Consider the following 23912-nt stretch of genomic DNA (forward strand, 5'->3'; position numbering starts at 1 on the left):
GCTTACTCCGCGGCCAGCAGTTCGATGGGGCGGAACTCGCCCAGATGCGCATGCTGTTCGCGGTCTTTGCCTGCGGCGCGTTCGGCCCAGGGATCGTCCTGCGAGAAGCTCTGCGAATAGAGGAAGCGGCTTGTCAGCGCCTCGCGGCCCACCTCGTCGTCGACGATGCGGCTACGGACATAGTCGACGCCGACCCGCTCGATCCAGGGCGCGGTGCGTTCCAGATACCAGGCCTCCTCGCGGTAGAGCTGGATGAAGGCCGCGCAGTAATCGAGCGCCTGCTGCTCGGTCGCGACCTTGCACAGCAGGTCGGTCCCGCGCAGCTTGATGCCGCCATTGCCGCCGACATGCAGTTCATAGCCGCTGTCGACGCAGATCACGCCGAAATCCTTGATCGTCGCCTCGGCGCAGTTGCGCGGGCAACCCGACACTGCGATCTTGAACTTGTGCGGCATCCAGCTGCCCCAGGTCATCCGCTCGGTCTGGACGCCCAGGCCGGTCGAATCCTGGGTGCCGAAACGGCACCATTCGGAGCCGACGCAGGTTTTCACCGTGCGCAGCGCCTTGCCATAGGCGTGGCCCGAAACCATCCCGGCCGCGTTGAGGTCGGCCCAGACGGCGGGCAGGTCGTCCTTCTTGATCCCGAAGATGTCGAGCCGCTGGCCGCCGGTCACCTTGACCATCGGCGCGTTGTACTTCTCGACCACGTCGGCGATCGCGCGCAGTTCCTTGGGGTTGGTCAGGCCGCCCCACATGCGCGGCACCACCGAATAGGTGCCGTCCTTCTGGATGTTGGCGTGCAGGCGCTCGTTGACGAAGCGGCTCTGCTGGTCGTCGACATAGTCGCCGGGCCAGGCGCAGAGCAGATAATAGTTGAGCGCCGGGCGGCAGGAGGAGCAGCCGTCGGGCGTGGTCCAGTGCAGTTTCTGCATCACCTCGGGGATCGACTTCATCCCCTGCGCGACGATCTCGCGGCGGACATCATCATGGGTGAAGCTGCTGCACTTGCAGATCGTCTTGACCGCGCGCTCGCCGGCATAGTCGTCGCCGAGCGTGACCGCGAGGATCTGCTCGACCAGCCCGGTGCACGAACCGCACGAGGCCGAAGCCTTGCAGGTCGCGCGAACCGCGTCGAGCGTGCAGGCGCCATTTTCGATCGTGGCGACGACCTGGCCTTTGGAGACGCCGTTGCAGCCGCACACCTCGGCATCGTCCGAGAGCGCCGCAACGGCGGCCTTAGGGTCCGCGCGCCCACCTCCCTGGGCGAACGCCTGGCCGAAGATCAGCACATCGCGGATCTCCGAGACATCCTCATTTTTCTTGAGCAGGTCGAAATACCAGCCGCCGTCGGCGGTATCGCCATAGAGCACCGCGCCGACGACCTTGTCGTCGCGCAGCACCACACGCTTGTAGACCCCGCGCGAGGCATCGCGCAGGACGATGTCCTCGGCGCCTTCGCCGCCCGAGAAATCGCCCGCCGAGAAGACGTCGATGCCCGACACCTTGAGCTTGGTCGAGGTGACCGAGCCATGATAGCCGCTCGGCTCCGCGACCAGCCCGTCGGCCAGCGCGCGGCACATCTCCCAGAGCGGGGCGACCAGGCCATAGACCTGCCCGTCATGCTCGACGCATTCGCCGACCGCCAGCACCGCCGGGTCGCTCGTCACCATATGGTCGTCGACATGGATGCCGCGCCCCACCGCGAGGCCCGCCGTGCGCGCCAGGGCAGTGGAAGGGCGGATGCCCACCGCCATCACCACCAGGCTGGCCGGGATGTCGCGGCCGTCCTTCAGCCGGAGGCCCTCGACCTTGCCGTCGCCGTAAATCTCGGCGGTGTCGGCACCCGTCAGGATGGTCTGGCCTCGCGATTCCAGCTCGGTCTTGAGCAGCCAGCCAGCCGCCTCGTCCAGCTGCCGCTCCATCAGCGTCGGCATCAGGTGGATCACCGTCACCTTCATGCCGCGCAGCGACAGGCCGTGCGCGGCTTCGAGCCCGAGCAGGCCGCCGCCGATCACCACGGCGTCGCCGCCCTGGTTTGCCGCCGCCAGCATCGTGTCGACATCCTTCATGTCGCGGAAGCTGATGACGCCGGGCAGGTCCTTGCCGGGCACCGGGATGATGAAGGGATCGGAGCCGGTGGCGATCAGCAGCCGGTCATAGCCGACGACGCGGCCGCCCTGCGAGGTGATCGTCTTCTCTTCGCGGTCGATGCCCACCACCGGGTCGCCGCTGACCAGTTCGATGCCGTTGTCGGCATACCATTCGGTCGTGTTGATGACGATGTCGTCGAAGCTCTTCTCGCCCGCCAGCACTGGCGAGAGCATGATCCGGTTGTAGTTCACATAGGGTTCTGCACCGAAGATGGTGACCGAATAGCGATCCGGATCGCGGGCGAGGATTTCCTCGACGGCCCGGCAGCCGGCCATGCCGTTGCCGATGACGACGAGGCGTTCGCGGGAGGTGGGAGCGAGCATGATGCTGTCCTTGGTTTGATTCGGGCGGTTAGATGCGGGCGCCGGCGAGGGCGGAGGCCCAGGTCGAGCGCCAGCGGCCCTTGACCAGGCTGATCCCGCCCAGCGCGATCAGGGCCAGGCCGGCGAAGATCAGGAAGCCGAGCTGCGGGCTGCCGGTCAGCTGCTTGGCGAGGCCGAGCGACGAGGCGAGGTAGAAGCCGCCGACGCCGCCGGCGAAACCGACCAGGCCGGTCATCACGCCCATTTCCTCCTTGAAGGGCTGGGGCACCAGCTGGAACACCGCACCATTGCCGAAGCCGAGCGCGAGCATCGCCACCAGGAACAGGCCGAGCGCCAGCAGGACGGTGGCCGGGCCGGTGCTGATCGCGCTCAGCGTGATCGCGGCCAGGATATAGGCGACGGTCAGTGCCTTGGTGCCGCCGATCCGGTCGGCCACCGCGCCGCCGAGCGGGCGGATCAGCGATCCGGCGAACACGCAGGCTGCGGTGCAATAGCCCGCCATCACCGGGGTCAGGTGGAACTGGTCGGTGAAGTAGATGGAGAGCGAGGAGCTGAGGCCGACGAAGCCGCCGAAGGTGACACCGTAGAACAGCATGAACCACCAGGCATCGGCCTTCCTGAGCGGCTTGAGATAGGCGGTGACGGGCTTGGGCGCGGGCGCATTCGGCGCGTTCTTCGCAAAGATCATGTAGATCACGAAGACGATCGCGAGCGGGATGACCGCGAGGCCAAGCACGGCGTTCCAGCCGAACAGTTTGGCCAGGGTGGGGGCGAACAGGGCGGCGAAGACCGTGCCGCTATTGCCCATGCCGGCGATGCCCAGCGCGGTGCCCTGGTGCTCGGCCGGATACCAGCGGCTGGCCAGCGGCAGCGCGACCGCGAAGCTGGCGCCTGCGAAGCCCAGGATGATGCCGACCGCGACGGTTCCGGCGAAGCTGTGGACCCCCAGGCCCCAGGCGGCGAGCAGGCCCGTCATGACGATGACCTGGCCGATCGCGCCGGTCGCCTTCGGGCCGATCCGATCGACGAGCACGCCGTTGACAAGGCGGAGGAGAGCGCCGGCAAGGGTAGGTACGGCGACCATGAAGCCCTTCTGCGCGGGGCTCAGGCCCAGGTCCGCCGATATGGCGGGCGCCAGCGGGCCGAGCAGCACCCACACCATGAAGGCAATGTCGAAATAGAGAAACGCCGCGAGCAACGTCGGCCGATGGCCGGCGGCCCAGAAACCCTTGTTCATTGCACGTCCCCAAACCAGCGCATTGCAAACCTTTCGGGCATGAAAAAAGCCGCCTCGAATCACGACCTCCATGGTCGGTTCGGGCGGCGTCATTGCCTTGTGCTTCGGCCCCGGAGGGCTTTGGCCGATGATCCTGTCCTTCGTCGGACAGGCGCATCTATGGAATCGAGGCGTCCTTGCCTCTTGTCAGAGAAATCTCACGGGTGGGCCCCGATGGCAAGACTCTTTTTGCGCGGTGCAGCATTTTTGCGGCGCGACAGAACACCCCGCCCGTGGCCGGGCAGGGTGTTCCTCCTCTCTACTGTCTTAGACCCTCCTTGCCCGCAGGGCGGGGAGGGGGCCCTCCGCGCAGTGGATGGTGGAGGGGTAATCCGAACCATCCAACGCACCCGGTTGGAATTGTCGGACTACCCCTTCACCACGCCTTCGGCGCGGTCCCCTCCCCACGCTACGCGCAGGGAGGATCTAAATCAGAACGCCCATTCCACCGACAGCCACAGCTTCTTGGTGTCTGCGTCGCCCGCATAGCTGGCGATGCCCTTGCGCTGGTAATCGGCATATTTGGCCAGGAAGGTGTATTTCTTCATCTTCGCGACAAGCTGCAGGTTCAGTTCGTCGCCATAATGTATGCCGGCGATATCGCTGTTGAAACGATGGTACATCGCGGTCGCCGTGATGGTGTCGAACGGTCCCACCTTCTTCAGGCCATAGCCGATCGATCCATAATAATCGGTGAGGCCCTGCGCCGGGGTGGTCAGGAACTTGTCGGCCCAGCCGTTGAACTTATGCAGCGTGGCGAAGGGCGTCATGAAGGCGAAGCCCGCCGGGAAACGCGCGCCGGTCGCCTTGGTGAGCACGGAGCGGTCCGCCCCCAACTGTTCCACGCCCGCGCCCAGCTTCCAGGCGCCGATGTCCAGCCCGCCTTCGGCCAGGAAATAATCGGCCGAATAATCGAGCGGGTTGGTGCCGTTGTCCTGCTGATGGGCATAGCTCACTATGTAGTTCCACTTGACCGCCTTGCTCAGCGGGCGGCTGCCCGCGAAACGCAGGCCGTAGGTGTTGGAACTGTTGCGGCGGAGCGCGACGACATTCTCGTCCTCGTCGATCCGATAGAAGAAGCCGGTCAGCAGGCCATAGGGCGTCTTGTAGGAGCCGTTGACGAAGATGTCGTCGCCGCTCATCGCCTGGGGCCGGTTGGTGAAGCCGCGCGTGCCGCCGTCGACGCCCCAGATGGTGCGGACCGACCAGCTGTAGACGACGTCCAGCTTGACGTCCTTGATCGGGCTCCATTCGACACGCGCGGCATCGAAGGTCTGCTCGTTCTGGCGCCACGCGACCCCGCCGACGAAGCGCTGGTCATCCAGGTTGATCCGCTGCCGCCCCCCGGTGATGGTCAGGCCCTTGCCCTTGTACTGCAGCTGGATGCGATTGATCTCCACGGTCTCGGGATCGGCGACGACCGGATAGGTCGTCTTGCGGTTGACGCCGCTGAAATAGCTCTCGTCGATCGCCAGTGTGCCTTCCCCTTCGATCAGGATGCTGAACGGTCCCTCGGTCGCCTCCGCCCCCACCCGGGCACGCAGGGTCAGCGCGTCGGCGTCGCGGGCAATGCCCTGCTGCTCGACACCCTCGTAGCGAAGCCGCGTATCGACGATCGGCTTGATCTTGACCGCCTGCGCGGCGGCTGGAAGCAGAACTACAGAGGACATGAGGCAGCACGTCAGGAATCGCATGGTCTTCCCCCCAATTGAAGATCGCATTGTTCAGTTCGATGCCTGGTCGGCATCCTCTCCTTGCCGGGTCGTTGCCCGGCCCGCTCGGGCGGCCCCCTCAGGCCGCCGTCACGTCAGGCGGCCTTATCGACCGGATTCGAATAGCGCTGGTGCAGGAAGTGCAGGATCTCGTGGCGCGCATGGTTGTAGTCGGGCGTGTCCGCCATCTCGATCCGGTTGCGCGGACGCGGCAGCTTCACCGACAGGTCCTCGCCGATCGTCGCGGCGGGGCCGTTGGTCATCATCACCACCCGGTCGGCGAGCAGCACGGCTTCGTCGACGTCATGGGTGATCATCACCACGGTATTGTTGAGCTCGGCCTGGATCGCCATCACCGAGTCCTGCAGGCTGGCACGGGTGAGCGCGTCGAGCGCGCCGAAAGGCTCGTCCATCAGCAGTACGCGCGGGCTCATCGATATGGCGCGGGCGATGCCCACGCGCTGCTTCATGCCGCCCGACAGTTCGCCGGGGCGCTTGGCGGCGGCATGCGCCATCTTCACCAGTTCCAGATTGTGTAACACCCAGTCGCGGCGCTCGGCGCGGCTCTTGCCGCCCATCACCTTGTCGACCGCGAGCCGCACATTCTCCTCGACGGTCAGCCAGGGCAGCAGCGAATGATCCTGGAAGATCACCGCGCGATCCGGCCCGGGCTTGTCGACCACCTCTCCGTCGAGGAAGACGACGCCACGGCTGGGCTTCACCAGTCCGGCGACGATGTTCAGCAGGGTCGATTTGCCGCAGCCCGAATGGCCGATCAGCGCGACGAACTCACCCTTCTCGATCGACAGCTCAATGTCGCGAAGCGCGGTGAACGGGCCCTTGGGAGTGGGGAAGGTGACCCCGATGCCTTCGAGCGCAAGATAGGAACGATGCTTCATGGTCGTATCCTTTTTCAGGCCTGGCGGGCGATGCGGCGGCCGATCCAGCCGACGATCCGGTCGAGAGCGAAACCGATTATGCCGATCCAGACGAGGGCGACGATCGTGTCGGTGAGCAGCGAGCTGTTGTAGCTGTCCCAGATGAAGAAACCGATCCCGGTTCCACCCTGGACCATCTCCGCCGCGACGATCGCCAGCCAGCTCATGCCGATGCCGATCCGCAGGCCGGTGAACATGTGCGGCACGGTGGCCGGCAGCATCACCTTGGTGAAATATTCGAACGGGTTGAGCGACAGCACCTTGGCCACGTTGCGATAGGTCATGGGGATGTTCTGCACGCCGGCGGCGGTGTTCAGGATCACCGGCCAGATCGCGGTGATGAAGATCAGGAAGATCGCCGATGGCTGCGCCTGCTGGAAGATGGCGAGGCTCAGCGGCAGCCAGGCGAGCGGTGGCACCGTGCGCAAGATCTGGAACAATGGATCGAGTGCGCGATAGGCGAACTGGCTCTGGCCGATCAGGATGCCCAGCGCGATGCCGAAGATCGCCGATAGGGTGAAGCCCAGCGCCACCCGCTTCAGGCTGGTCAGCACATGGCCGGCGATGCCGACGTCGCCGCCGTCCTGGATCTTGAAGCCGATCCCGTCCATCTCGACGCCCTTCAGCGGATGGAGGATCACCTCCTTGCTGTCGGTCCACACCTTGGAGGGGGCGGGCAGCGACGATCCTTCGCCGCTGCACGCCATTTCCCAAACCATCAGCAGCGCCGCCACCATCAGCAGGGTGGGCAGCACCGCCAGCGCGGCGTTGCGCAGCCCGCCGAGCAGCGGGGACAGGTCGATGCCCTTCTTCACTTCAGCCGCGGCGGGATGGGTGCCGGGATAGGGGATGATCTCCGCCTGGGGCAGCGGCGCCTTGCCGGCGGGCTGCTCCTGTTCCTGGCTGGCGAGACGAACCGGGGAGGTCATGACGCAACTCCTTGGACGCAGTTCAGATCTTCTTGATCTTCAGGCTGGCGAGATAGGCGGCCGGATTGGCCGGATCGAAGACCTTGCCGTCGAAGAATTTCTCGACGCCACGGCTGTCGGACTTGGGGATCTGCGCGGCCGGCACCTTGGCCAGCATCGCCGCCTTGCGCCAGATATCCGATCGGTTGACCTTGGCGACCGCCGCGGTCTTGTTCAGATTGGCCGGCAGCTTGCCCCAGCGCTGATCCTCGGTGAGGAACCAGAGGTCGTGGCTCTTGTACGGGAAGGAGGCGTTCGAGCCCCAGAACTTCATCTTGAACGGGGCGTTGGTGAACACCCGGCCATCGCCCATTGTGAAGTTGCCGAGCAGCCGGTCCTTGATGTCGGTGACGGGCACTTTCAGCCAGTCGCGCCCGCCCACGATCTCGGCGAGCTTGGCGTTGTTCGCCGGATTGTCGCACCAGCGCTGCGCGTCGATGACGGCCGCGGTCAGCGCGATGGCCGCATTCGGATTGGCGGCCACCCAGTCGGCGCGCATGCCGAATGCCTTTTCGGGATGGTTCATCCACAGCTGGCCGGTCGACACCGCGGTATAGCCGAGCCCCTGGGCGACAAGCTGGTCGTTCCAGGGCTCTCCGACGCAAAAGGCCTCCATCGTGTTCGCCTTCATATTGGCGACCATCTGGGCAGGCGGGATGGTGATCAGTTCGACATCGACATCGGGGTTGATGCCTTGCGCGGCGAGCCAGTAGCGGATCCAGAGATCGTGGGTACCGCCGGGAAAGGTCATGGCCATGGTGATCTTGCGGCCGGCCGCCTTGCGCTGCGCGATCAGCGGCTTCATCCGGGCGGCGTTGATGTCGGTGCGGGCGGCAAGATAGGCCTTTTCCACCGAGATCGCCTGGCCGTTGACGTTGAGCCGCGCCAGGATGTTCATCGGGGTCGCCTTGCCGATCGCGCCCAGGGTCAGCAGATAGGGCATGGGCGACAGGATATGCGCGCCATCGATGCCGCCACCGCCGGAGCCCAGCACAAGATTGTCGCGGGTCGCGCCCCAGCTCGCCTGCTTGGCGACCACCACGTCAGGCATGCCATATTTCGCGAACAGCCCCAGTTCCTTGGCGATGATCAGCGGCGATGCGTCGGTCAGCGCGATGAAGCCCAGCTTGGCGCCCTTCACCTCGGGTTTGCCGCCCGCTGCGAACACCGGGCTGCTCATGCTCGCGGCAGCGGCAAGGCCTGCCGCTGCGGTGGTGCCGGTCTTCAGGAAGGTGCGGCGGCCCATGTCCATCGCGGCGCCCGCTTCGTCGTCGATCCTGTCCGTCATCTTTCCCCCTAGCCGAAACGAAAAAAAAGCCGCGATCGGACCCTCGACATTTCGAGGCCCGACAGCGGCTTTGCTGTAAAACTGATGGCGCCTGTCCCCGTCGTTGGAGGAGGCGGCCGGATCTTAGCGCAGCGTCATTGTGCGCTGCACACATAACGCGCGAATCGGCATGTTCGCGCAAATGCTTTTTTTGCAATCGCGAAAGGATGTCGCGCAATCGTCCTCTAAGTAGCGAAGCCGGCGAGATATTCTTCTATCCGCGCCGGATCGAAAACCCGCCCATCGAAGAATCGATCGGGACCCAATGTCAGGGTTCCGCTGCTCGAACCGACCGGAAGCGGAGTCGACAACGAGCCTTCCAGCTTCATGCTGGCGCCGGGCATCGGCAGGCCGCTGGCCCCCAGCGCGCGCCGGTAGACGTCGGAACGGAAGACGTTGCCAGCGATCTGTTCATTCTCGGCGCTGGCCTTGATGAAGCCCCAGCGGACGAACTGGGAATAGATCCACAGCGCCTGGCTGCGCCACGGAAAGCCGGCCGCCTCGCGATGGAAGATCATCGCGTCGGGCACATCGGCGAGCGGGGCTCCGGCGCGCACCGGAAAGCGCCCGCTGAGGCTCGGCAGGATGATCCTGGGATCGAGGTTGATATATTCGGGGGCGGACAGCAGCCGTGCCAGTTCCTCGCGATTCCCGGGCTCGTCGCACCACGCGGCAGCGGCGGACAGGGCGACGATCAGCCGGTCGACGATCTCGGGATTGGCCTCCATCCATTCCTCACGGAAGGCCAGCAGCTTCTCCACGCCGCGCTGCCAGATGCGCGCGCTCACCATCACCGTCTCGGCCAGGCCCTGGTCCACGGCGACCAGCCCCCACGGCGAACCCGCGATATAGCCGTCGATCTCGCCCGCCCGCAGCGCGTCGGACATGAAGGAGGGGGGCAGCACCGGCATCGAGACGTCGCGATCGGGATCGATACCGGCCGAGGCCAGCCAGTAGCGCAGGGTGAGCGCGTGGCTCGACAGCCGGTGCACCATGCCGATGATCGGCTTGCGCCGGTACAGCCCGATCGCTGAGGCGAAATCATGCGCTGTCGCCAGCGGATCCTCAAGCCGGCGGATCGGATCGGGATCGAGCGCCTGCGCGAACTCGGTTCCCATCACGAAGATGTTGCCGTTGACGTTCAGCTTGAACGGCGCCGCCAGCGCGCAGCGATGCTGGCTGATTCCCAGCGTCACCCCCACCGCCAGCGGCGCCAGCAGATGCGCGGCCTCGGCCTGGCCGTAGACCAGCCTGTCGCGGGTCTCCGCCCAACTGGTGGTGCGGATCAGGCGCAGGTCGAAGCCGGCTTCGGCGGCGAACCCCTTCTCCTTCGCCGCGACCAGGACGGCGCAGTCGGTCAGCGGAAGGAACGCGATCGAGATCGGGGTCAAGACTTTCCTCCCAACAGGTCGCTGGCGGTGATCAGCGCCTCGGCTACCTCGATGATGCGGCGGCTCTGGTTCATCGCCGTGCTGCGCAGCAGCGAATAGGCGTCGGCTTCGGACAGGTTGCGGCTCTCCATCAGGATCGCCTTGGCGCGGTCGATGGTCTTGCGCTCGGCCAGCGCGGTGCGCGCCTCGTTGAGCTCGGCCTGCATGCTGGCAAAGGCCCGGAAGCGGCGGATGGCCAGGTCGAGCACGGGCTTGACCCGCTCCTTGCGCAGCCCGTCGACGACATAGGCCGAAACGCCGGCATCGATCGCGGCGCCGATCATCGTCTCGTCGGACTGGTCGACGAACATCGCGATCGGGCGGGCGAGCGCGCGGCTCACCGCCAGCATCTCCTCCAGCGTGTCGCGGCTCGGGCTGCCCAGGTCCATCAGTACGACGTCTGGCGCCATGCGCTCGAGCTTGGCGACCCAGGCGCCGTGCGGCGGGACGACATGGATATCGTCATAGCCCGCCTCGCGCAGGCCATCCTCCAGGACGGTCGCGCGTAAGCCGCTGTCATCGACGATCACGATTCGCAATGCGGGCCCCTTCGCATCCAGATCGGGGGACGGCCTATGGGGCAGCTGGGGGATTGTTGCAATGCACTATCGGTGTCGGCATTGGCCGCCCACGGATTTTTCGCTCGGCATGTCACAGCCGCCGGCCCCATCTCGTCATGTCATCGGAACCCATGAAGGAGCCGATATCATGACTGCCATTCTCGATCCCTATGCCGCCGCACCCGCGCTGATGAAGAGCTGGACGAGCCTCTCCTTCGCCATCGGCTCCAGCCTGGAGCCGAGCCTGATTGAATTGGTGAAGATCCGTGCCTCGCAGATCAACGGCTGCGCCAATTGCATCAACATGCACACGCTCGATGCCCGCGCGATGGGCGAGACAGAGCAGCGCATCCATCTGTTGACGGCGTGGCGTGAGGCCCCCTTCTACAGCGACCGCGAGCGTGCCGCGCTGGCCTGGACGGAAGCGTTGACACGGCTCTCCGAAGGGCACAGCCATGAAGCGGCCCATGCGGCGCTCGCGGCGCAGTTCAGCGAGGAGGAGCAGGTGAACCTCACCCTGATGATCAACATCATCAACGGCTGGAACCGGATCGCGGTGGGCTTCGGCCTCTGGTATGATCACAAGCCGGCGAAGGCCGCGGCGTGACGGCCGGCGCCGCGTCCGATGCCGTGGCGGATTTCGATCCGCTGCGGCCCCGGTTGGTCCGGGTCGCCTATCGCATGCTCGGTTCTGTCGCCGATGCCGAGGATGTGGTGCAGGAGGCCTTCATCCGCTGGATGGCGGCCGACCGCGCGGCGGTGCGCGAGCCCGAGGCGTTCCTGCGCCGCACCGTGACGCGGCTCTGCCTCGACCAGCTGAAATCGGCGCGGCACCGGCGCGAGGTCTATGTCGGCCCCTGGCTGCCCGAACCCGTCGTCGAGGAGGATGAGGAGGCGGAGGACGTTACCCTGCCGCTGATGCTCGCGCTCGAACGGCTGTCGCCGCTCGAACGGGCGGCCTTCCTGCTCCACGATGTGTTCGGCCTCGATTTCGAGGAGGTCGGCGCGACGATCGGCCGCGATCCCGCCGCCTGCCGCCAGCTCGCGTCACGCGCCCGCGCCCACGTCCAGGCGGGGCGGCCGCGTTTCCAGGTCGAACGGAAGCGTGGGCTGGAACTGGCCGAAGCCTTCTTCGCCGCCTCGCGCAGCGGCGACATGAGCGCGCTCGGCACGCTGCTCGCCGCCGATGTCAGCATGCACGCCGATGGCGGCGGCAAGCGCTCGGCGGCGCCCGAGGTGTTGCTGGGCCTCGATCATGTGATGAAGCTGCACAGGGCGCTGGCGGTGCTGTACGGCAAGCATGGCTCGGCCCTGGTGCGGCTGGGCTTCATCAACGGCCTGCCCGGCTTCGTCACCCGCGAGGCTGACGGCGAACTCCAGACCACCGCGCTCGATATCGAGGACGGGCGGATCGCGGCGATCTATGTGGTGCGCAATCCCGACAAGCTGAAGCATCTGCACTAGGCGTGACAGAGCGTCACCTCGGCCTCCGCCGGCGCGACGCTCGGGGCTCAATCCTCCAGGAAAAGCTCCGCCGCCGCGTCCGCGATCGCCTCGGCGTCGAGGCGGTAGGTGCGGTAGAGGTCGGGCAGATCGCCGGTCTGGCCGAAGCGGTCGAGGCCGAGCGCGCCGACCTTCTGGCCCCGCACGCCGCCCAGCCACGACAGCGTCGACGGGCTGCCGTCGATGATCGTGACGAGGCCCGCGTCCGGCGACAGATCGCGCAGCAGGGTCTCGACATGCGAGCGCTCGCTCGAACCACCTTGCCAGCGCGCCGCCTGCCGGGCGGACCAGCCGCGATGCAGCAGGTCGGGCGAGGTCACGTTGAGCAGGCCCAGCCCCGGAATATCCTCCTTGAGCTGATGATAGGCGGCGATCGCTTCGGGCGCGATCGCGCCGGTGAAGACGATCGCCGCCTCCGCGCCGGGGGCTGGTCGCATCAACCAATAACCGCCCTTCAGCGCGTCCTCCTTCCACCCATCGTCCTCGCGTTCGACCTGTTCGATCGCGCGGGTGGTAAGCCGCAGATAGACCGAGCCGCCGTCCTCGGCCTGCATATGCTCGAACGCCCAGCCCATGATCAGTGCCAGCTCGTCGACAAAAGCCGGCTCGAAATAGGTCAGGCCCGGCTGGCCGATGCCGATCAGAGGGGAGTTGATCGACTGATGGGCGCCGCCCTCCGGCCCAAGCGTCACGCCCGAAGGGGTGGCGACCAGCAGGAAGCGTGCATTCTGGTAACAGCCATAGTTGAGCGCATCGAGGCCACGCGCGATGAACGGGTCATAGACCGTCCCGATCGGCATCAGTCTTGTGCCGAACAGCGGCGCCGACAGGCCCAGCGCCGCCAGCATCAGGAACAGATTATGCTCGGCAATGCCCAGCTCGATATGCTGGCCGGCGCCGTGGCCGGACCACTTCTGCGCCGACGGAATCCGGGCAGCGTGGAAGACGTCCTTCAGCTCCTGCCGGCGGAACAGGCCGCGATTGTTCACGAAGGCGCCCAGGCCGGTCGACACGGTCACGTCGGGCGCGGTGGTGACGATCCGGTCGGCCAGCGCCCGAGCAGCCGGATCTCCCGACTTCGCCAGGTCGAACAGGATGCGGCCGAAGGCGGGCTGGGTGGCCTGCTCTGCGCCCTCGGGGGCGGGTAGTACGGGCACCGGCACCGCTTCGACCGCCTTTTCGCCTGCGGCCCGGGCCAGGGGCGAGTTCGCGACGAACTCCTTCAGCACCGCCACGGTATTGTCGCCGAGGCCGCCATAAGGCGCCCATTCCTCGCCCTCGGCAATGCCAAGGCTCTCGCGCAGCCCGGCGATCTGGGTCGGGTTCATCAGGCCGGCATGGTTGTCCTTGTGGCCCGCGAACGGCAGGCCATAGCCCTTCACCGTATAGGCGATGAACATCGTCGGCTTGTCGTCACTGGCCTGGGCGAAGGCGTCGATCAGCGTCTCGATGCAATGCCCGCCCAGATTGGTCATCAGCGCGGTCAGACCGTCATCGTCGAACGAAGCGACCAGCTTCAGAGCCTTGGCGTCGCCCGCCAGATCGGCGTTCAGTCGCGCGCGCCAGGCGCCGCCGCCCTGATAGGTCAGCGCCGCATATTCGGCGTTGGGGCAATTGTCGATCCAGTCGGCGATCGCCTGTCCGCCCGGCTTGCGGAAGGCCTCGCGCTGGAGCTTGCCGTGCTTCAGGGTCAGCACCCGCCAGCCGCAGGTGCGGAAGATGTCGTCGAAGCGGTTGAACATCCGGTCCGCCGTCGTCGCGTCGAGCGACTGGCGGTTATAGTCGACGATCCACCAGCAGTTGCGGATGTCGTGCTTATAGCCCTCGATCAGCGCTTCGTAGATATTGCCCTCGTCCAGCTCGGCGTCGCCCATCAGCGCGATCATCCGGCCGGTGTTGGCCTCCGCCAGGTTGCCGTGCGCCACCAGATAGTCCTGCACCAGGCTGGCGAAGGCGGTGATCGCCACGCCCAGGCCCACCGATCCGGTCGAGAAGTCGACCGGAATCTTGTCCTTGGTGCGGCTTGGATAGCTCTGCGCGCCGCCCAGTCCACGGAAACGCTGGAGCTGGTCGAGGCTCTGGTTGCCGAGCAGATAGTGGACCGCGTGCAGCACCGGCCCGGCGTGCGGCTTCACCGCCACCTTGTCGTTCGGGCCGAGCGCGTGGAAATACAGGGCCGACATGATCGCGGTCATCGACGCGCAGCTTGCCTGGTGCCCGCCGACCTTCAGCCCGTCGCGGCTTTCGCGCAGATGATTGGCGTTGTGGATCGTCCAGCTCGATAGCCAGCGCAGCCGGACCTCGAGCGCCTCGAGCGCTGCCACGGTGGCGGGGTCCTGGGGCTTCACCTCGTGAATCATGGCCGGCTGTTCCTTGTTTCTCCGGCCAGATGGATAGCCGATCAGACCAAATGGAACATTGCGATTTCGCTGGCGGATCGCGGATTTTTGAGCATATATTGCCGTTCTAACGAGCAAACGAGACAGAATATTGCAGATATGCAGATCGATGCGATAGATCAGAAGATCCTCTCCGAACTTCAGGCCGACGGGCGCGTCACCAATCATGAGCTGGCGGGCCGGGTCGGCCTGTCGCCCAGCCCCTGTCTGCGCCGGGTGCGCCAGCTGGAAGAGGCCGGGATCATCCAGAGCTATGTGGCTCTGGTGGATGCGGCCGCGCTGGGCCTGCACGTCAGCGCCTTCGTGCGGGTCCGGCTGGACGGGCAGGACGACCGCCATCTTGCCGCCTTCGAGGCCGCCGTCGCGGACTTCCCCGAGGTGATGGAATGCTATCTCATGACCGGAGAAAGCGACTATCAGTTGCGGGTGATGGTCAGTTCGCTCGCCGCTTTCGAGGATTTCCTGCGCCAGCGGCTGACGAAGATCGCCGGCGTCTCCCAGGTGACGTCCAGCTTTGCCCTGCGGCCGGTGGTCTATCGCACCGCGATCCCGGTGGATGCCGCGCGATGATCGAATCCATCGCCCATCTCGGCCTGCTCGACGATGAGGATATCGGGCTCGACAGTGCCGCCCTAGAGCTGAGCGCGCTCGACCATGAGGGTCTCGATCTCGCGCCCTATGCGGCCCGGCTCGACGGCCATGGCGCGGAGCTGGCGGCGATCGCCGGGGAAGCGGAATCGGCGCTCGATCAGGCCGGGCTGCTCGCCCGCATTCTGGCCGAACGGCATGGCTTCCGGGGAGACCGGGACAGCTATGACGCTCCGCTCAACGCCGATCTGATCCGCGTGCTCGATCGGCAGCAGGGCCTGCCGGTCGCCCTCTCGATCCTCTATGTCGGCCTCGCCCGCCGGGTCGGCTGGCGCGCGGACGCGCTCAACACGCCGGGCCATGTTCTGGTGCGGGTCGGCCCCGACGATGGATCGGTGGTGATCGATCCCTTCCACGACGGCCGGCTTGTCACCCATGACATATTGCTCAATCTGGTGCGCCAGTCGCTTGGGCCCCAGGCCGACTATGATCCGCGCCATCTCGCGCCGATGTCGAACCGGATGACCCTGGTGCGGCTGCTGCTCAACCAGGCGACCCGCGCGGAAAAGGCCCGTGACCATGGCCGCGCGCTGGTCCTCTACCAGCGCATCGTCACGGTCGCGCCGTCGCACGGTCAGGGCTGGTGGGATCTCGCCCGCCTCCAGCTCGGCGCCGGGCGGGTCGAGGAGGCGCGCAGCAGCCTGAGTTCGATGCTGGAGGTGACGCGCGATCCCGATAGCCGGGCGCATATCGCGGCGGCGTTGGAGGCGCTGGCGGGGAAGTGATCCGAGGCCCAATATTCACCGCACCGTGAACAGCACCTGATCCACCGTCCGTCCCACAGGATCGGCAAGCACCAGCCGATGTGCGCCCGGCCCCGGCAGCACCAGCGGCTGCGCCCCGGCAGGGCCGATATCCTTGCGGTCGAGCAGCAGCCGATGGCCCGCGACCGCACCTGACACGAGGATGCGGATGCGCTGGCGATCGATCGGGATGTCGGGATCGAGCGCGTAGATGCTGCCAGAGACGGGGCTGGCGATCCGTGCGCGGCGCGCCTCGGGCGGCGCGGCGCCGAAAACGGGCTGGGCCGTGCCGCGCAGGAAATATTCGGTACGCGGCGGCTCGATGGCGCTCGCAAAGCGCACCGTTCGGCTTTCCACATCATGGGGCTTCGCCGGGCGGGGCGGCGCGCCTGTGCGGTGGAGCGCGAGCATGATCTCGCGCCACACCGGCGCCGCGCCGCTGGTGCCGGAAACGGCGCGCATCGAATCCCCCTCCAGATTGCCGATCCACACCGCGACGGTGAACCGGCTGCTGAAGCCGACGCACCAATTGTCGCGCATCGCCTTGGAGGTGCCGGTCTTGACTGCCGCCCAGAAGGGCAGGCGCAGCGCGCTGTCGAGCCCGAAGGTGCCCGCGCGCGCGCCGGGATCGGACAGGATGTCGGCGGTTATCCACGCGCCGGCCGGGCTTATCACCGGGCGCAGCGGCTGCTGCGCATCGCTGGGGCGCAGCCGGGCGGCGGACCAGCGGCCGCCATTGGCGAGCGCGCGATAGGCATTGGCCTGTTCGGCGAGCGTGACCTCGGCCGATCCGAGCGCCAGCGAGAAGCCGTAATAGTCGCCATCCTCGGTCAGCCCGGCATAACCCAGGTCCCATAGCCGGTCGCGGAAGGCGTTGACCCCGACCAGCAGCAGGGTGCGTACTGCCGGCACGTTGAGCGATGCGGCGAGCGCCGAGCGCGCCGAGACCGGCCCCCGGAAGCTGCGGTCGTAATTCTGCGGGATGTAGAGGCCGGAGGCGGTGTCGAGCTGGACCGGGCTGTCGTCGAGGATCGACGCGGCGGTGAGATAGCCGCGTTCGATCGCGGCGGCGTAGAGGAAGGGCTTGAGCGTCGAGCCCGCCTGGCGCGGCGCATTGGCGCCGTCGACCGCCGCCGCGGTCGATCCGCCGCCCACCCCGCCGACATAGGCCAGCGTGTCGCCGGTCGCATTGTCGAGGACGATCACCGCGCCGTCGCGGGCGCGCTGGTCGCCCAGGCCGATCAGCTGGCGCGACAGCGCGGTGATGGCGATGCGCTGGATCGGGGCGTCGAGCGTCGTCGTCACCCGCATGCCGGGCTTGTCGATCAGTCGCTGGGCGAGATGCGGCGCCAGTTCCGGGTCGATCCGCAGCCGCCGCGCGCTGCCCAGCGCGGTGGCCGCGATCGCCTTGATCGCGGGGCAATCGCCGCGCCGCATCGCGCAGGCGCGGCGCGCGACCCGTTCTGGCGGTGCCTGCGGATCGGGCAGCAGCGCGGCGATCAGCAGCGCCTCGTCGCGCGACAGCCGGGCAGGGGGCTTGCCGAACATCTGCTCGCTTGCCGCCATGATCCCCTGCGCCTCGCCGCGAAAGCCGGCCAGGTTGAGATAGGCTTCGAGGATTTCGTCCTTCGACCAGCGATGCTCGATCGCCATCGCCCCGCGCATCTGGCGTGCCTTCTGCCAGTAGTTGCGCGATCCCGGCCGGGCGAGGTCGGGCGATAGGAACGCCGCAAGCTGCATTGTGATGGTCGATGCCCCGCGCGCGCGCCGGCCCGAAAGCCGGTCGCGGATCGATCCGGCCACCGCCAGCCAGTCGACACCGCCATGTTCGCGGAAGCGCCGATCCTCGGCGGCGATCACGGCCTTCGCCAGCGCAGGGGCGGTCTCGCCAAGCGGCACCCAGCCGAGCCGCCGCCGGCTGAAATCGACCCGCATGCTGTCGAGCAGCAAGCCGTTGCGGTCGTAGAGCCAGGCTTCGGTGGGATGCCAGGTGGCGCGGACCGTCCGGAAGTCGGGTGTGATGGGCGGCCATGTCGCGATATAGAGCAGCGCCGCCAGCGCGAGCGGCACGATCCACAGCAGTTTAGGGAAGCCCCTCCCCTTCAGGGGAGGGGTTGGGGTGGGGCCTATCCCCATAAGCCGTACTCGCGGACAAGCCCCACCCCCAACCCCTCCCCTAAAGGGGAGGGGAGAAAAGCCGATCGCCTCACCGTGGGGATACCGACACCAGCCTGTTGGGCAGCGCCGCGCGGATTTCGGGCGAGTACATCGCCTGTACGCGGGTCGGCGGAAGCCGGAAGCGCCCGGCGGCGTTCAGCCGCACCGCATATTCGACGGTGAAGCGTCCGCGCGGCACCCATTCGAAATAGCCGCGCCATGCGTCCTGCCCGCGCTCGACATAGGAGGGCTGGATGCCTTCGCCACCGCTCGCCTGTGCTGCGAGCGTCGCCGATTGGCCGCCCAGGTCGCCCACGATCGTCGCCCCGGCCGGGATCGGATCGTCGAGCACCACCCAGTTGCGCTCGGCCCCCGCCTCGACCGTCAGGCGGACGCGCAGCACGTCGCCCCTGCTCAGCCGGTTGGGGGTGCGCTGCTGGATGGCGCTCACTTCGCGGCTGACCCGATAGCCGGCGAAGAAGGCCTGCTTGAGCGGAACGGCGGCAGAGACCTGCACCTGCGCCCAGGGGCCGGCCTCTCCGGGATGCGACAGGCTGAGCGGAGCTCCTGCGCGTGGCAGCGGGAAGCGCAGCAGCGTGGGCCCGGACGAGGGCCAGGACGCCGTGCGCGACACGCCGAGCAGGCCGAGCCGGGTCGTTCCGCTGATCGCGGCTGGCGGATACAGCGCCGTGAACTTGCGCGCCGCCACCACGCCCCAGGCATTGGCGGTGGTGGTGTCCCAATGGCCGCGCTGCTGGCGGAGCGCGGCACCGACCAGCAGGCGGGGCAGGTCGTCCTGCCAGCCCGGCCGCCCGGCCAGCACCGCGACCATGCGGTTGGCGGTCTCGTCGCCCGAGCTCATCATCCACCAGGGCGCGTTGGCATTGTCGATCAGGTCGAACCGTGATCCCTCATAGGCGATGCGGCGGCGCAGTTCGGCCTCGGCGGCGGTGATCGCGGCTGGGTCGCTGCCCGGCGTGCGGTGCAGTGCTACCACCCAGTCGAGCAGCGAGGCGCTCTGCATATCGGCGGGCGCCATGCCGATCTGGCCGAACAGTGCCGGGTCGCCCGCGCCGTTGCGGGCCAGGGCGGCGAGGGCGGCGAGCTTCTCGATCCGGTTGTCGGCTTGCCAGGCAGTATCGCGGGTCAGCCGTCCCTCGACAACCGCACGCAGCGCACCTAGCAGCCGTTGCCGCTCGGCCTCGGGCAGCGGGAAGCCCATCTCGGCGGTGATCGACAGCGCATAGGCGGTCAGCGCGATCGATCCTTCCATCCGCTCCTCGGGGAAGTAGCGCAGCAATCCGTCGCGATCGAGATAGGCGGGCATGTCGGCGGCGAGCCGGTTCCATGCCGCCACATCCTCAACCGCCACCGCCTTGGACAGGCGCTGTTCGAAGCAGTTGTAGAGATAGTCGCGCATATAGCGGCGTACCCCGTCCAGCGGCGGGGTCAGGCTGTCGGTCAGCCGCACCTCGACCGCGCCGAAACCAGGCAGCGCCCCCGCCGGCGGGGTGAGCGGGATCAGCGATTGCGGCCCGACGCGCAGCAATGTTGCCGCCCAGACGTCGACGGGGACCGCCGGGACGACGCTCTGGCCCACGGTCAGCCGGTCCCCGGCGCGCCCGTCGGCCGAGCGCGCGTCGATCGTCCAGGTGAGCTTGTCGATCCCGCGCGGCGCATTGAGCCACCAGGTCACCGATTGCGCGCCTCCGGCCGGCAGTGTCACCTTCAGCGGTGGTCCCTTCGCGACGCTGGGGTTGACCGTGACCCGCGCCGTCACCGTCATCGGCCGGTTGGAGCCGTTGCGTAGCGTGAAGCTCGCGCCATAGCGGTCGCCCGATCGCACCAGCGGCGCCAGCCCCGAGTAGATGCTGAGATCCTGCTGGGTGCGGACCGTCGCCGCTCCCGTGCCGAAGCTTCCCGCGCCCGCCGTCGCCACCGCCACCATGCGGAAGGAGGAGAGCGAGTCCGACAGCGGCACCGTGACCCGAGCCACGCCCCTGGCATCGAGCGGCACCCGGCCCTTCCACAGCAGCACCGGGCGAAAATCCTCCCGGTTCACCTGGCTGAGATCGCCGCCGCCACCGCCCGCGGCGACCGCCTTGCGGCCATAATGGCGCTTGCCCACCACCTGCATCTGTGCGGTCGAAGTGAGTACGGCGAGGGCACGCTGTCCCATCATCGCGTCGAGCAGCTTCCAGCTCTCATTGGGAGCAAGGGCGAGCAGCGCCTCGTCGATCGCGACGAAGGCGATCTCGGCGGCGCGCGGCGGCTTGCCGTAGGGATCGGTGACCGTCACCGCCACCTGCGCCCTATCGCGCACATGATATTGCGGCTTGTCGGTGCGGACGTCGACCGCCAGCCGGTGCCGGTCCCAGCCCACGTCGATCTTCGCCACCCCCATGCGGAAGCTCGGCTTGGCGAGGTCGACCAGCGCGGTCGGCTTGGCGGCCAGCTCCTGGAAGAAGGGCAGGTGCCATTTGCGCGCGAACTCGGCCAGCCACAGCCGCCAGCCCGCCACCCGCCCGCGTACCGCCAGCACCGATACATAGACGTCGGGCGCATAATAGCCCTGCAGCGGCACCTCGATCACCGGGTCCTTGCCCGACAAATTTGTCACGAAGCTCGACAGCACGCCCTCGCGCTCGACCGTCACCAGCGCGGTCGCGGAGCGGAAGGGCATGCGGACCTGGAAGCGCGCCGTGTCGGTCGATTTGTACTCGCGCTGCTCGGGAATCACGTCCATGCGGTCGCCATTGTCGCCGCCGAACCACCAGTCGTCCCCGGCGAGCCAGACGGATGTGACCGCGCGCGCCTCGTTGCCGGCCCCGTCGCGCACCGTCGCCACCGCATAGACTTCGCCCGAGACGCCCGGATCGATCTTGCAGGACGCGAGGCCCCGGACGTCGGTGAGGACGGTGCAGCTCGGCTCCAGCCGCGTCACCTTGGCGTTGTTCTCATAGGCATAGAAGCCGCCGACCAGCCGCCGCCGCGACGACATGATCTCGCGGCTGTACAGCCTCACGCTGACGCTGCGGCCCCGCACCGGCTTGCCGTCCAGGTCGAGCGCGACCAGCTTCAGGCGCAGATCGTCCTTCTTCATCATCCAGCCGTCGGTCCTGATGCCGAGCCGGATGTTGGCGGGGTTGAGCGCGATGCGCTGGCTCGCGGTCAGGGTTTCGCCATTGGCGTCGGGATAGTCCATCTCGACGGTCATGGTCGCGCCGTCGCGGACGCTGGCGGGGATGGCGATGGTGCTGCGCCCGGCGCCCTGGCGGTCCAGGTTGAGTGCCAGCAGCTGGACGGCGGGCAGCGGCGTCGCCATGTCGCGATTATCGTCGTCGAGCGGGGTCACGCCCTCCACCAGCCGGTCGCCGCCGAAGGTCCAGCCGTCCCAGCCTTTCGGGCTCGTCGCCGTCCGGTCGAAGCTGGCGCGGACCTGCACCGGCAGATTGGCCGCGCCGCCGCCGGCCAGATAGCCGACATAGAGGTTCACCGGGACGCTCTTCGGCCGCACCAGCGCATCCTTGGGGCCGCTGACGGTCGCCCGCATCGTCGGCAGCCGATATTCGTCGACGCGCACCGATTGCGATGCGTAGATCGTCTCCTCGCCGACGATCAGCGACAGGTCGTAATCGCCTTGCGGCGTGCCCTTGGGCGCAGTCCAGTCGGTCAGCGCGATGCCGTCGCGGCCCACCGCGATCGGGATGTCATATTTGGTGTCCGAGCCGCGATGGGCGAGGCGCAGCGTGCCTTTCAGCGCCATCGGCGCGAAGCCGGTCGCGATCGGCCGGCGCAGCACATGCTTCATGTGGACCGTCTCGCCCGCGCGCATCAGCGTGCGGTCGAAGATGGTGTGGAAGATCAGCGGGCGATCCTCCCATTCGAACGGCATGTCGAAATCATAGGGGCTCAGCCCCTTGTCCCAGCTCGTCAGCACGAAGCTGAAATCGCCGTCCTTCCGCGCCGAGACCATCAGCGGATGGCCGTCGCCCTGGCAGGAACCATAGGTCTGCGGCTGCGGCAGTTTCGATCGGATCAGCAGCCGGCCCGATCCGTCGGTCACGCCGCGCGCCAGCATCTTACCGGTGCAACTGTCGCTCAATTGCACCGCCGCGCCCGCGACCGGCTCGGCGCTGTCGAGCCGGGTAACCCAGGCGAGCGAACCGGCCTGGCCCCATTTGAAATGCACCGCCATGTTGGTGACGAGAGCGCCCGCCGCCACATAGCGGGTAGCATTGCGGCCCAGCAGTGCCCGGCCCAGCAGGGGGCTCGCCATTTCGACGACATAGAAGCCGGGCTTGCCGAGGGGGATTCCGACCACCTCGAACGCCTTGCCCTTGCCGGGCAGCGCCACGCTGGTCGGCCTCAGCCCGGGCTGATCGCCGAGCAGCGGCGTATCGCGGGTGCGGTTGATCCAGACGTCCGAGTCCTCATTCTCGCGGACGAACTCGCTCTCCTCGGCATCGTCGAGCCGGCGCAGCCAGGCGGCGATCTCCCCGTCCGATTGGCCGAGCCGCAGGGTCTTGCCGGACAGGGCGATCCGTTTCCCGGCCAGCTTGGGTTCCACCGCGCGCACGGTCAGCGGCAGCACGCCGCCTTCCGCCGCTTCCAATATGCCGAAGGGCGCCGCAAATTTGGCGAGCGGCGGCGCCGCGTCGAACCGGACTGCCAGCGGAAAGCGGCGGGCATTGGCGAGCGGCCGGCCATTCTCGTCGCGCACGGCGGCGGGGAGCAGCACCGTCGCCGTGGTCGCCTTGCGATCGGAGGAGATCTGGAACTTGGCGCTCTGGACGGTAGGAGAGGAGCGGTTGCCGTCGCCCTCGTCGAAGCCCGTAGGCGCAAGCTGCGCTCCATCGGCCAGCCTGATGCGGATCGCCGCTGCCGTCGCGCGCGGCACGGGTGCGCTGAAGCGGACATAGGCGGGCTCGACCGGGTTGCATCCGGCGCGCGGGTTGGTGCGCGAGCATTCGAAGCGGGCGGTGAACTCGTCGATCACGCGATAGTCGAAGCGCTTCGTCTCCAGCGCGGCGCGGCCATTGCCGGTGATGGCGTTCGGCCAGATCAGCGCCATGTCGCGCCCCGGCGGCAGCGGCCGGCGGCAGCGCAGCGCGATCAGCGTGCGGGTTCCGCCCGGCGCCTTCGCCTTGTCCAGCGTCAGCCCGGCCTCCTCCAGGAAGGAGCGCAGCTGGTAATTGTTCGGCAGCCCGGCGATCAGCTTGCCCGGAACGTCGGGCGGCAGCAGGTCGACGGGCAGCTTCTCGCCGATCCCGTCCACTGCGCAATAGGCCTCGCGCGCCACCGAGGCGCGATCGGCGGGGACGTTGGTCGCGATCAGGAAACTCTGGTCCTGCTGGATCGCGCCCTCATAGCGGGCCGGCAGGATCGCGCGCACGTCGGGCGCGCTGGTGTCGAGCACATAGCGGGTCGCCGGCCCGAGCAGAGGCGCGCCGTCGAGCCCTTTCAGGCCGGCGCGCAGCGTCAGCGTGCAGCGCACCCCGCCGGGCAGCGGCTCGGAGAATTCATAGTCATAGCCCTGCTGGTCGGTCCATCGGCCCACGCCCGCGACGGGGCAGGCAATGTCGAACGGCCCCCGCGCGCGTGGCTCACCCAGCGGCACCATCGGTGCGGAAAACCGGATCGTGAAGTTGCGGATCGCATTGGCCGATCCGCCCGGCGCGGCGCTGACGATGGTCGGCCCGCCGCCCTGCGACGAGGCGACCGAACCCAGCATCAGCAGCACCGGGGCAAGGCGTAGCAGCAGACCGCGCATAGTC

The 23912-nt window shown here is 67.6% G+C and carries 15 protein-coding genes; 4 read left to right on the forward strand and 11 right to left on the reverse strand.

Features of this window, described 5'->3' with window-relative positions; all coding sequences use genetic code 11:
* Nucleotides 1–2: 2 nt before the first annotated feature.
* The 8 genes from nirB to CMV14_RS09555 all read right to left on the reverse strand — a co-directional run bounded on the left by nirB (nt 3) and on the right by CMV14_RS09555 (nt 10664).
* Complete coding sequence (gene nirB, locus CMV14_RS09520) at nt 3–2474, reverse strand: nitrite reductase large subunit NirB (RefSeq protein WP_066967058.1); 2472 nt, start codon at nt 2472–2474, stop codon at nt 3–5.
* 28 nt (nt 2475–2502) lie between these two features.
* Nucleotides 2503–3711: a nitrate/nitrite transporter gene (locus CMV14_RS09525; protein WP_066967174.1), complete on the reverse strand. Its 1209-nt coding sequence runs from the start codon at nt 3709–3711 to the stop codon at nt 2503–2505.
* A 470-nt stretch (nt 3712–4181) separates the two neighbouring features.
* Complete coding sequence (locus tag CMV14_RS09530; protein ID WP_238147241.1) at nt 4182–5420, reverse strand: alginate export family protein; 1239 nt, start codon at nt 5418–5420, stop codon at nt 4182–4184.
* 137 nt (nt 5421–5557) lie between these two features.
* Nucleotides 5558–6361 carry an ABC transporter ATP-binding protein gene (locus CMV14_RS09535; RefSeq protein ID WP_066967064.1) on the reverse strand — a complete coding sequence of 268 codons (804 nt, stop codon included), beginning with the start codon at nt 6359–6361 and terminating at the stop codon, nt 5558–5560.
* Nucleotides 6362–6375: 14 nt separating this feature from the next.
* On the reverse strand, nt 6376–7329 hold the full coding sequence (gene ntrB, locus CMV14_RS09540; RefSeq protein ID WP_066967067.1) for a nitrate ABC transporter permease: 954 nt from the start codon (nt 7327–7329) through the stop codon (nt 6376–6378).
* 22 nt (nt 7330–7351) lie between these two features.
* The gene (locus tag CMV14_RS09545; protein ID WP_096367708.1) at nt 7352–8656 is read right to left on the reverse strand and encodes a CmpA/NrtA family ABC transporter substrate-binding protein; all 1305 of its coding nucleotides are present in this window, start codon (nt 8654–8656) and stop codon (nt 7352–7354) included.
* A gap of 224 nt (nt 8657–8880) precedes the next feature.
* Nucleotides 8881–10086 (reverse strand): CmpA/NrtA family ABC transporter substrate-binding protein, encoded by a 1206-nt coding sequence (locus CMV14_RS09550; protein WP_066967070.1) that lies wholly within the window; start codon nt 10084–10086, stop codon nt 8881–8883.
* Nucleotides 10083–10664, reverse strand: coding sequence for an ANTAR domain-containing response regulator (locus CMV14_RS09555; RefSeq protein ID WP_066967073.1), 582 nt, complete (start codon nt 10662–10664; stop codon nt 10083–10085). Before CMV14_RS09555 ends, CMV14_RS09550 begins: the two co-directional genes overlap by 4 nt.
* Nucleotides 10665–10833: 169 nt before the next feature.
* Between CMV14_RS09555 and CMV14_RS09560 the strand changes: the two genes are divergently transcribed.
* Both CMV14_RS09560 and sigJ read left to right on the forward strand, forming a co-directional pair.
* Nucleotides 10834–11292, forward strand: a complete 459-nt coding sequence (locus CMV14_RS09560; RefSeq protein WP_066967076.1) for a carboxymuconolactone decarboxylase family protein — start codon at nt 10834–10836, stop codon at nt 11290–11292.
* Nucleotides 11289–12149, forward strand: a complete 861-nt coding sequence (sigJ, locus tag CMV14_RS09565) for a sigma-70 family RNA polymerase sigma factor (RefSeq protein WP_066967079.1) — start codon at nt 11289–11291, stop codon at nt 12147–12149. Before CMV14_RS09560 ends, sigJ begins: the two co-directional genes overlap by 4 nt.
* A gap of 47 nt (nt 12150–12196) precedes the next feature.
* Here the strand turns inward: sigJ and CMV14_RS09570 are convergent, their stop codons facing one another.
* The gene (locus CMV14_RS09570) at nt 12197–14548 is read right to left on the reverse strand and encodes a thiamine pyrophosphate-binding protein (protein ID WP_066967082.1); all 2352 of its coding nucleotides are present in this window, start codon (nt 14546–14548) and stop codon (nt 12197–12199) included.
* 138 nt (nt 14549–14686) lie between these two features.
* On the opposite strand from CMV14_RS09570, the gene CMV14_RS09575 reads away from it, so the two are divergent.
* Together CMV14_RS09575 and CMV14_RS09580 are read left to right on the forward strand one after the other, a co-directional pair.
* Complete coding sequence (locus CMV14_RS09575) at nt 14687–15157, forward strand: Lrp/AsnC family transcriptional regulator (protein ID WP_066967084.1); 471 nt, start codon at nt 14687–14689, stop codon at nt 15155–15157.
* Nucleotides 15154–15960, forward strand: a complete 807-nt coding sequence (locus CMV14_RS09580; RefSeq protein ID WP_066967087.1) for a SirB1 family protein — start codon at nt 15154–15156, stop codon at nt 15958–15960. The genes CMV14_RS09575 and CMV14_RS09580 overlap by 4 nt, the downstream gene beginning before the upstream one ends.
* 15 nt (nt 15961–15975) lie before the next feature.
* Here CMV14_RS09580 and pbpC read toward each other — a convergent pair whose 3' ends face one another.
* Nucleotides 15976–18114, reverse strand: coding sequence for a penicillin-binding protein 1C (pbpC, locus tag CMV14_RS09585; protein ID WP_066967090.1), 2139 nt, complete (start codon nt 18112–18114; stop codon nt 15976–15978).
* 70 nt (nt 18115–18184) lie between these two features.
* Nucleotides 18185–23908 carry an alpha-2-macroglobulin family protein gene (locus tag CMV14_RS09590; RefSeq protein ID WP_066967093.1) on the reverse strand — a complete coding sequence of 1908 codons (5724 nt, stop codon included), beginning with the start codon at nt 23906–23908 and terminating at the stop codon, nt 18185–18187.
* Nucleotides 23909–23912: the final 4 nt, after the last annotated feature.

Origin of the sequence: Rhizorhabdus dicambivorans (assembly GCF_002355275.1) — a bacterium.
Taxonomy (GTDB): domain Bacteria; phylum Pseudomonadota; class Alphaproteobacteria; order Sphingomonadales; family Sphingomonadaceae; genus Rhizorhabdus; species Rhizorhabdus dicambivorans.

Excerpts from the sequence above, each read along its gene's own strand:
- CMV14_RS09530 (WP_238147241.1), bottom strand. The coding sequence starts at position 5,420 with ATGTCCTCTGTAGTTCTGCTTCCAGCCGCCGCGCAGGCGGTCAAGATC.
- nirB (WP_066967058.1), bottom strand. The coding sequence starts at position 2,474 with ATGCTCGCTCCCACCTCCCGCGAACGCCTCGTCGTCATCGGCAACGGC.
- ntrB (WP_066967067.1), bottom strand. The coding sequence starts at position 7,329 with ATGACCTCCCCGGTTCGTCTCGCCAGCCAGGAACAGGAGCAGCCCGCC.
- CMV14_RS09535 (WP_066967064.1), bottom strand. The coding sequence starts at position 6,361 with ATGAAGCATCGTTCCTATCTTGCGCTCGAAGGCATCGGGGTCACCTTC.
- CMV14_RS09590 (WP_066967093.1), bottom strand. The coding sequence starts at position 23,908 with ATGCGCGGTCTGCTGCTACGCCTTGCCCCGGTGCTGCTGATGCTGGGT.
- CMV14_RS09570 (WP_066967082.1), bottom strand. The coding sequence starts at position 14,548 with ATGATTCACGAGGTGAAGCCCCAGGACCCCGCCACCGTGGCAGCGCTC.
- CMV14_RS09580 (WP_066967087.1), top strand. The coding sequence starts at position 15,154 with ATGATCGAATCCATCGCCCATCTCGGCCTGCTCGACGATGAGGATATC.
- CMV14_RS09575 (WP_066967084.1), top strand. The coding sequence starts at position 14,687 with ATGCAGATCGATGCGATAGATCAGAAGATCCTCTCCGAACTTCAGGCC.
- CMV14_RS09545 (WP_096367708.1), bottom strand. The coding sequence starts at position 8,656 with ATGACGGACAGGATCGACGACGAAGCGGGCGCCGCGATGGACATGGGC.
- CMV14_RS09560 (WP_066967076.1), top strand. The coding sequence starts at position 10,834 with ATGACTGCCATTCTCGATCCCTATGCCGCCGCACCCGCGCTGATGAAG.
- pbpC (WP_066967090.1), bottom strand. The coding sequence starts at position 18,114 with ATGGGGATAGGCCCCACCCCAACCCCTCCCCTGAAGGGGAGGGGCTTC.
- CMV14_RS09525 (WP_066967174.1), bottom strand. The coding sequence starts at position 3,711 with ATGAACAAGGGTTTCTGGGCCGCCGGCCATCGGCCGACGTTGCTCGCG.